Annotated in this window: 10 protein-coding genes (1 of these 10 only partly in view); 8 read left to right on the plus strand and 2 right to left on the minus strand. The window is 49.3% G+C overall.

What is annotated here, in order from left to right:
• Positions 1-57: 57 nt before the first annotated feature.
• The 3 genes from GmarT_RS22870 to GmarT_RS22880 all read left to right on the plus strand — a co-directional run bounded on the left by GmarT_RS22870 (position 58) and on the right by GmarT_RS22880 (position 3203).
• The gene (locus tag GmarT_RS22870) at positions 58-1590 is read left to right on the plus strand and encodes a sulfatase family protein (RefSeq protein ID WP_002646944.1); all 1533 of its coding nucleotides are present in this window, start codon (positions 58-60) and stop codon (positions 1588-1590) included.
• 52 nt (positions 1591-1642) lie between these two features.
• The gene (locus GmarT_RS22875; RefSeq protein WP_002646943.1) at positions 1643-1972 is read left to right on the plus strand and encodes a rhodanese-like domain-containing protein; all 330 of its coding nucleotides are present in this window, start codon (positions 1643-1645) and stop codon (positions 1970-1972) included.
• 88 nt (positions 1973-2060) lie between these two features.
• On the plus strand, positions 2061-3203 hold the full coding sequence (locus GmarT_RS22880) for a lactonase family protein (protein ID WP_002646942.1): 1143 nt from the start codon (positions 2061-2063) through the stop codon (positions 3201-3203).
• On the opposite strand, the gene GmarT_RS22885 is transcribed toward GmarT_RS22880, so the two are convergent.
• A complete protein-coding gene (locus GmarT_RS22885; protein WP_149303272.1) occupies positions 3204-3410 on the minus strand; it encodes a hypothetical protein in 207 nt (68 codons plus the stop codon).
• 327 nt (positions 3411-3737) lie between these two features.
• On the opposite strand from GmarT_RS22885, the gene GmarT_RS22890 reads away from it, so the two are divergent.
• From GmarT_RS22890 to GmarT_RS22900, 3 genes are all read left to right on the plus strand, one after another.
• On the plus strand, positions 3738-4727 hold the full coding sequence (locus GmarT_RS22890; protein WP_002646939.1) for a metallophosphoesterase family protein: 990 nt from the start codon (positions 3738-3740) through the stop codon (positions 4725-4727).
• 27 nt (positions 4728-4754) lie between these two features.
• The gene (locus tag GmarT_RS22895; RefSeq protein WP_002646937.1) at positions 4755-5297 is read left to right on the plus strand and encodes a dihydrofolate reductase family protein; all 543 of its coding nucleotides are present in this window, start codon (positions 4755-4757) and stop codon (positions 5295-5297) included.
• A gap of 131 nt (positions 5298-5428) precedes the next feature.
• Positions 5429-5866 (plus strand): nuclear transport factor 2 family protein, encoded by a 438-nt coding sequence (locus GmarT_RS22900; RefSeq protein WP_002646936.1) that lies wholly within the window; start codon positions 5429-5431, stop codon positions 5864-5866.
• A gap of 57 nt (positions 5867-5923) precedes the next feature.
• Here the strand turns inward: GmarT_RS22900 and GmarT_RS22905 are convergent, their stop codons facing one another.
• Positions 5924-6859 carry a sugar phosphate isomerase/epimerase family protein gene (locus GmarT_RS22905; RefSeq protein WP_149303274.1) on the minus strand — a complete coding sequence of 312 codons (936 nt, stop codon included), beginning with the start codon at positions 6857-6859 and terminating at the stop codon, positions 5924-5926.
• Positions 6860-7069: 210 nt separating this feature from the next.
• On the opposite strand from GmarT_RS22905, the gene GmarT_RS22910 reads away from it, so the two are divergent.
• Positions 7070-8884 carry a redoxin family protein gene (locus tag GmarT_RS22910; RefSeq protein ID WP_149303276.1) on the plus strand — a complete coding sequence of 605 codons (1815 nt, stop codon included), beginning with the start codon at positions 7070-7072 and terminating at the stop codon, positions 8882-8884.
• A 204-nt stretch (positions 8885-9088) separates the two neighbouring features.
• Positions 9089-9273 carry the 5' portion of a glycosyltransferase family 4 protein gene (locus GmarT_RS22915; protein ID WP_002648832.1) on the plus strand. The gene runs 865 nt beyond the window's last position, so only the first 185 of its 1050 coding nucleotides appear in the window; it begins with the start codon at positions 9089-9091; the stop codon falls past the right edge of the window.

Raw genomic sequence — 9273 nt, forward strand, 5'->3', positions numbered from 1 at the left:
ATTAATAGAGGAATGACCGGAAAGTCAGTTTCGATTCTTCCTGTGCTCACCACCTGCATGCCCCGGTTACAAACCTTAAGTCACCAAAGACAAGATAAGGATACTGCAGTGAAACGATTGCTTACATTACTTTGCCTGGCTGGCCTGATTGTGACTCCTGCTCTGCAATCCGCGTCTGCAGCTCCACAGCAGAAGAAACCAAACTTTATCGTCATCTTCTGTGATAACCTCGGTTATGGAGACATCGAACCCTTTGGTTCCACCGTGAACCGTACTCCCTGCCTGAATCGCATGGCTAGAGAAGGACGCAAGTTTACTCATTACTGCGTAACGGCTGGTGTCTGTACTCCTTCGCGTGCCTCCATCATGACCGGCTGTTATTCACAGCGGGTCGGCATGCACTGGAATCCACGCGACGGTCAGGTGCTGCGTCCCATTTCACCTTACGGATTAAATCCAGATGAAATCACAGTCGCCGAAGTTCTGAAAAAACAGGGCTACAAAACCGGCATGATCGGGAAATGGCACCTCGGAGACCAGACTCCTTTTCTTCCCACCAGACAGGGTTTCGACTACTTTTACGGAATTCCCTATAGCGATGATATGACGCAGGCAGTGGGACAACGGCTCGGCGATCGACTCGATGGCAAAAACTGGCCCCCCCTGCCCGTGATGCTGAACGATACTGTGATCGAAGCAGGCGTCGACAGAAATTTATTGACCAAAGACTATACTGAGAAAGCAGTCGAATTCATCGAGAAGAACAAAAACCAGCCTTTCTTCCTCTACTTCCCACAAGCCATGCCCGGCAGTACCAGAAAACCCTTCGCCAGTGATGCCTTTCGAGGGAAAAGTAAAAACGGTCCCTGGGGAGACAGTATTGAAGAACTCGACTGGTCTACCGGCCAGATCCTGGACAAACTCGTTGAACTGGGTATCGATAAGAATACTCTGGTCATCTGGACTTCGGATAACGGCTCTCCCATGGCCAAAGATATGAACAGTACAGAACGAGGCACGAACAAACCATTAAATGGTCGAGGTTACACAACTTCAGAAGGGGCATTCCGTGTCCCCACCATCGTGTGGTGGCCTGAAACGGTTCCTGCGGGAACCGTATGTGAGGAACTGGCAACGACAATGGATCTACTCCCCACATTTGCCCGGCTCGCCGGTGGAAAAGTTCCCTCGGATCGGATCATTGATGGACATGACATACGCCCCCTGATAATGGGGGAAGCAGATGCGAAAACTCCCTACGATGGCTTTTACTATTATGCAATGGAACAATTGCAGGCCGTGCGCAAAGGTCCCTGGAAACTATTTGTCCCTCTGAAAGAATTCAGCCGCCACCCACACTTCAAAAAAGGGGAAGGCTCCAGGCCACTGCTGTTTAATGTGGTCACCGATATCAGTTCGGAACACAACGTAGCGGACCAGCATCCTGAAATCGTGAAAGAGCTAATGTCACTGGCTGAAAAAGCCCGCGCCGATCTGGGAGATACAAATCACCCGGGAGCCAACCAGCGTCCGGCTGCCAGAGTGGATCATCCTGTTCCACCAACTTTGAAAACAACATCTACAAACTAAAGCAACACCTTCAACCATTCCTCGCAAACCTGAAATAGAAATAAAGAACCTGATGCACTCCCTGGAAACTGACTGCCAGACAGTCAAACAGAAAATAGACTCCAACCACCCTTTCCTGCTACTTGACTGCCGCGAACAGGAAGAACACACTCTGGTTAACATTCCTGTAGCGCGTCTGCTGCCGATGAGCGAGATCCAGGATCGCATTTCTGAACTGGAGGATCAGCGTGAGGCAGAAATCATCGTCTACTGCCATCATGGCATGCGCAGTCTTCAGGTAGCGACCTGGATGCAGCAGCAGGGATTTACGAATGTCAAAAGCATGCAGGGCGGGATTGATGCCTGGTCCTGCGAAATCGATAATACAAAGCAGCGATATTAAACCGTTATCTGGCAGTAGTAATATCTGCCTGATATCATTTGTGAACCATTGATTGATCCACCATAGTCCGCCTGCCTGGGAGTTTCACATGTCTTTCGAACAAGTTTTTTTTCTGTTGCCCGTCGTGGCTGGCATCGCCCTCAGTAATGCGACTCCAACTGCCGCTGAAGAGCCACTGGTTTTCATCTCTGCTTTTGCTCCCGGTGAAAAAGGGGCCATCCATGCTTATAAAATGAATCCACAGACCGGCGAACTCAAGCTGGTGGAACGCACATCAGATGTGGAACATCCATTTTTCCTGGCGGTTTCACCCGATAACAAATTCCTGTACTCCATTCATGCGCCGGGAAAATTCAGTGGAAAAAATAATGAATTCGTTTCCGCGTTTGCACTGGAAGGTCGAACCGGAAAACTCAAGCTGCTGAATCGACAGTCCTCTCTGGGAACCGCATCCTGCTACCTCGATATCGACAAATCCGGCAAGGCGGTCGTCGTGGCTAATTATACGACAGGCAGTGTCGCCTCTTTGCCGGTTAAAGAGGATGGCTCCCTCGGCGAATCGGAAACATTCATCCAACATACCGGTTCGAGCGTCAATCCTCAGCGACAGAAAGAACCACATGCACACTGCAGTGTGATCAGCCCTGATCAGAAATTCGTTTTCGCTGCGGACCTGGGACTCGATAAAATCCTGGCTTATCAACTTGATTCTGAAACAGCTAAACTGACTCCAGCGGAACAGCCTTTCGTAAGAACCATCCCCGGCGCCGGCCCCCGTCATTTGACATTCCATCCTGACGGAAAGCAGCTGTATGTGATCAATGAACTGAAAAATTCGATTACAGAATTTGACTACAATCCCGAGTCAGGCATGCTGATCGAAGGACAGACCATTTCGACATTACCGGAAGACTTCTCCGGCACCAGCCACTGTGCCGATCTGAAATTCACTCCCGACGGGCGATTCCTGTACGGCACCAATCGGGGTCACGACAGCATCGCCGCTTACCAGGTAGATGACCAGGGCAAATTGACCTTACTGGAAATCGAACCCAGCCTGGGCAAAGGCCCTCAGAATCTGGCTGTCACAGCGGATGGGAAATATCTGATCTGTGCGAATATGCCGGGCAACAATGTCGTGGTCTTTAAGATCGACGACAAAACAGGAAAACTCTCTCCCGCAGGAGATCCAATAGAAATCCCCAGTCCGTCCTGCATTATGATTCGTTAATCAGTCTGACTGTTTATCATCTGGCTTAGGTTCTGCGGTCTCTGACTCTTCGGGATGTCGGGAATCGTATTCGTCCATCAGCGTGGACGGACAGGTTTCTTCCTGGTCGCATTGTTTACAGATCACGTGAATCAGGTCAGAGCCTCCCAGCTTCAACTGATTCTGTTCACAAAACTGATACAGCTCTCTCAAGTGTGTACAAACCATGGTTTTATCATCCTCCATTACAAGTTCATCACTGACAGAGATCAAGTAACGCCATCAAACTTTAACCAGTGATGTGTGCCTGGCAACCATTGTCGATTTCAGCCACCTGTCAGTGCAAGTTCAAACAGGACCGTTTCCTGATCAACAGAAAACAAAAGAACAATCTCCATCCAGAAAATATTTCGCACTGGTTGTCACTAAAGTCCGACAGAGTATACGATGATATCATAAAACAACATTTAGTTTTTTCTGTTCTTTATAAACCATATTTCTCCACTGCCATTTGCGCCCGGGCTCAGACGAATTCAAGAGAGAAACAGATTAGCCATGAATCGATCAGCTCCTCCCTGGACCTTTCTCCATGTCAATGACAGTCATATGGGAACAGCGCGTTCTTATCGCTTTCGCCCCGCCATCAATAAACGCTGGGCGTCAATTAAACAGCAGATCGCAGCCATTGACGCCGATCTATTACTGCATGGCGGTGACCTGACACGAGACGGCGATACTCATGAATTTGAATATCAGCAGGCACGTGAGGATCTGGATACACTTCCCTTCCCCACCTTTGTCATCCCCGGCAATATGGATGTGGGCAATAAACATGCTACGCAGACCGGAGTCAAAAATCGCTGGGATCCCAAAGGGCTTGGCTGGAATGATCCCGATCTGAATATGACGGCGAAACGTCTGGACCTGTTCAGCAATTATTTCGGTCCTCTGCAGTGGTCATTTCTGCATCGCGAGATACGTTTCACAGGATTCTATGCTGCTGTTGCCGGCACTGGATTGCCACACGAACAACGTTTCTGGCGTTTCCTGGATCGTCTGCCTGATCTTCCCTCGGCAAAACACCATGTTGCCGTCATGCATTACTGGCCGTTTATGGAACATCCTGACGAACCTGCCTGGGATCTGACCGACGGGGATCAGTATGACAACTGGTACTTTTCCATAGATCCACCACATCGTCAGCGATTGTGGGAGATTCTCAAAGCGGCGAAAGTCGAAATATTGTTCTGTGGTCACGTGCATACGGGACGTCCCGTGCAACACGTCGACGGCATTCGCGTCTACCGCACCCAGGCAGCCGGCAATACAGGCCAACTCAGTGAACGCTGGCCCGAAGCGGACACGCGTTTCGGCTTTCATCGTTGCGATGTAAGTGATTCCGGGATTGAAGTCACCTTCATACCGGGAGAAGATCAGTGTGAAGAGTTTGGAACATTTGGTCCACTGGGACACCCTCCCATTGAAGAGCGTGATTATTCCGTGGCGGAAGAACAGCCTCCCCTCCAGCCTGACGAAGATCTTTGAAATGATTTTGTTAATCGGTAACCTGCCATGAAAGTCTCTGTTTACATCGCCACCAGTCTGGATGGTTTTATCGCCCGCAAAGACGGAGCGCTGGACTGGTTGCCCGGCATCGAGAGCCCTGAATCACCCGAAGGTGAGGACTATGGCTATCATGAGTTCATGGACTCCATTGACGTCCTCATCATGGGACGTAATACATTTGAGACGGTACTCTCTTTCGAAGGCGACTGGCCTTACGGTGCCAAACGCATGTTTATTCTGAGCAGTCAGCCCATCACCATTCCAAATGAATTAACAGATTCAGTAGAATCATCATCCTCTTCTCCTGGCGAACTGATTGAGCAACTCGCAAAAAGGGGATTCCAGCATGTCTACGTTGATGGGGGAAAAACGATCCAGAGCTTTCTGAGAGCGGGTCTGATCGACGAACTTATTATCACCCGTATCCCGATTCTGATTGGATCAGGCATTCCACTGTTTGGTGAAGCAGACGCTGACATCCAGCTCAAACATCTGGAGACACATACTTTTTCCAATGGGTTAGTGCAAAGCAGATATCAGATCATCTGAGATCGGTTTATTCAGCGATTTTCAATACAAGACGAATTTCTGCCAATTCGACTGTTCGATCGACTTGTCCAGAGACTATATTGTCAGCTGTTAAAACTCAAACTTCACCTGTCTCATTGAAAGGAAATCAGATGCCTCTCCGATACATCCTGGTTGCCATGCTCAGTTGCAGCTTCTTCTCCCCATCAGCAATTGCAGAAGAATCAGAAGCAGACGCGGAACTGTTAAAAGCAGTCGCGACCCTCGATGAAGCATTTTCCAAGCGGGACAAAGAAACGATCCGCAGCATGACCGATCCTATGCACATTTCAATTTCCCCGTCATACCAGTTTTTCACACAGGAAGCTCAGCTCAAAGCCCTGCCGGAACTGAAACTGACGTTCTTCAAAGCGAGCCCGAAAATCATTGTTCATCCGACTCCCCGGACAGCTCTGATTCGATACGAAGCCAATATTGAGGGTACCTTTGAAGGAAAAACACTGGCAAAGCATGTTCAGATTCTGGAGTCGTGGGTGAAGAAAAAAGGGAAATGGATAGAAACCTCTTACCAGGAAACCCCTTTACCCTGAATCTGTTCTAAAAAAGACAAAGTCAATCAGAATTTGGCAGCGAACGCATTTCGTCTCTCATGATCCGGAGGATTGCTTCGCTGCTCCTTTCATCCAGGTCTGCAGCATTTCGCGCAGTAACAGGAGTTCCTTGAACAATACTTTCCGATCCTGGTTGGCGTGTTCGAAACACCAGGGACCTCGAAAGCCAGAGTTCCAGCCGATCTCAAAACAGCGTTTGAGATCATATCGCGGATGCTCGCCTCGTGGCCCCAGATTTCGCGCCTTGAAATCGCAGGTCACAGCGATGGGAAACGTCTGTTTCAGGCCGGCATAACGAATCTTATCGTTGTTCCAGTTACCCGTATCCGGGCAGGCGGCGACATTCTCACCAATCAGATCAACCAGCTTTACTAGCGAAGCCGGGTCGCTCTGCATCCAGCCATAATTTTCAACCAGCAGTTGCACGTTGCGTTCCGCGCCGTATTCGCACAACTCGCGATAACTGGCCACATGAATTTTCATATCGGGCTTTGGCACCAAAGGCAACGGACGTGCCCACTTTAAACCCAGGTGTGAAGCCGCATCGATGGATGCCTTATAGGTGTCCAAAGCTTTGTTGCGAACTGCAGTATCAGGACTGTTCATATCCAGTTTTGGTTGATTCATTTTCAGATTGGTCAAGACACAACCAGCCTTGTCGGCTGCTGCGCGAACCTGATCGAGATATTTCGGATCGGTGGAAGCCAGCGTCGAAGTATTCAAATCAATCACCGTCATCCCCAGTTCGTCTCGCATGATGCGAGGCAGTTCCAGCAGGGTAAGTTGATTTTCTTTCGCTCGCGGCGACAGTTGATATGTCAGAGAGGAAGTCGTGATCCCCAGTTGGCTGTCCAGCGGTTTCGCGACCTGCTGCTGTGTGTCCTGCCCGACAAGCGAGGGCGGCGTCCCCAGGCAGGAAGCTACGACAGCACCACCGCTTACGTTCAGAAACTGCCTTCTAGAGAACTTCATGATCGCTTCCCCGCTCCAAAACAGTATAATACAAATGACTCCAAAACCATTTGCCAATTGATAATCTTCTGCGACATAATGAAATCGATCACAAGAAAATTCAGAACCACAGCGATTCTGTGAAACGAATATTCAACTTACCGGGTATGCTAATCAGAAAGTGATTCAAATCAGGGCCTGACTATCACCGTTTGGAAATGGATCCCGTTGATGTTTCTATCTTACCTTCGCAGTTCACTTATTCCACTGCTTCTCCTGCTTTGTTTTGCAGGCAACAGGGAAGAAATTCTCGCAATAGAGTCACAGCCGGTAAAACCACAGCCGGTAAAACCACAGCCGGGGACATCTGCGGGACCACTCCGGTTCAAAGATATTCGCTATCTGACCCGATCTCTGCAGGATTTCAAAAATCAGAAGGCATTTGTGGTGATCGCCTGCAACACGACCTGCCCGCTGGTGAAACGCTATCTCCCGCGACTGAAGGAACTGGAACAGCAATACCGTCCACAAGGCGTGCAGTTCATCGCGCTTCATACCGGCCCCTCCGATTCGATCAGGGAAATTGCAGAATTTGCGATCGTCCATGAAATCCCATTTCCTAATGTGAAGGATTTCCACAGCCAGTCCGTGAAAGCTCTTGGACTGGAGCGTACTCCTGAAGTCGCTGTGCTGGATTCTGATTTTAAACTTCACTATCGTGGCCGCATTGATGATCAATACCGGATTGGGGGTGCACTTCCCCAGCCAACAGAAAATAATCTGGCAGACGCAATCAAGGCGGTTCTTAAAAACGAGCCGGTTCAAATCACCGAAACCAATGTGGATGGCTGCACAATTACCTCACACTCAGTGAGCCGCACAGCGAAATCTGTTACCTATCATAAAAACATCCAGCCACTGATCAAAAAATATTGTCTCGACTGCCATCGTCCACAGACCGAAGCCCCGTTTGCTTTAACGACACTGGAAGAAGTCCAGAATAACGGAGCCATGATCTCTGAAGTGGTTCAGGATCAACGGATGCCCCCCTGGTATGGCGGCAGTTCTCATGCGGAATTTGCCAATCATCGCAGTATGTCCCGACAGGAGCGTCGGATGATTGCTGACTGGTATCAAGCAGGGATGCCCGCCGGAGAAGAGCCTGATCTCCTCACACCAGTCCCTGCTGCTCAAGAAAAATGGTTGATTGGTGAACCAGACCTGAAAATCAGCATGCTGGAGACCCATACGCTTCCCGCAGATGGCTATATTCCGTATCGCTACACTGTGCTGCCTTATATTTTTCCCGAAGATACCTGGATCTCTGCCATCCAGATTCGTCCCGATAATCCCGGTGTCCTGCATCACTGCAACATGGCCGCCGTCAGTCTGACAAAGAAATGGGATGAATCCAATTTCATCACGGGCAAAGTCCCGGGTTCAGGCCCGACGATACTTCCTGGAGAGCTGGGAATTCTGATCCCTAAAGGAAGTGCCCTGGCTTTGCAGATTCATTACACATCGACGGGAAAGCCGGAGCGATGCAAAATTTCCGTAGGTTTCAAATATGTGGATGGCAAAGTGCAAAAACGTTATCGCTTTCTGATTATCCGGAATACAAAATTTACCATTCCCCCTGGTGCGTCCCATCATGAAGTCCGGAATTCGAAAACACTCGACCGAGACGCGCATGGTATCGGCCTGTTTGCCCACATGCATCTCCGTGGAAAGGACCTGTCATTTCTGGCACATTATCCGGACGGGAAAGACGAATCGCTGTTGATCATCCCCAATTACAGCTTTGACTGGCAGATCGGATATCTCTGGAAAGATCAGCGCCACCTCTTCCCCGCGGGTACCCGCATCGAAGCGATTGCACATTATGACAATTCCGCCTTCAATCCGTTCAATCCGGATCCCTCTGCCAGCGTCAGAAACGGGCCACAAACCTATCATGAAATGATGTACGCCTTCTTCTTCTACACCTACGCCGACGAACGACTCAATCTGACCATCGACCCCAAAACCGGACAGGCAACCCATTAATATAATATTGTCCTGGTTTCCAAGTACTTCAACATCAGAAAAGCCCATTAGCCCCGGTTGTGCCTCATTGCTAAGTGTCGTTCGAATAAAGTAATGCCCCCCTTTTTATCGGCTGTATTCTCTGTGCAGAACGTGTATCATCAGCAGTACTGAAATGATTACCTGTTGAGCATATTTTACTTCTCCTGATTGCAGAGAGATATCATGCGCATCCTGTTTCTGATTTCCGGAAATAATGTCCCCTCATCGCGGTTTCGCATTTTGAATTATCTGCCTTACCTGCGTAAATCGGGAATCGAATACACAGTGCTGGCCAGTTACCCCGAAAAATATGATCACATCCGCTGGCTGGGATATCGGCTTAGTTTTCTACTCAAATACTTCATACG

This window comes from Gimesia maris (assembly GCF_008298035.1).
Lineage (GTDB): Bacteria > Planctomycetota > Planctomycetia > Planctomycetales > Planctomycetaceae > Gimesia > Gimesia maris.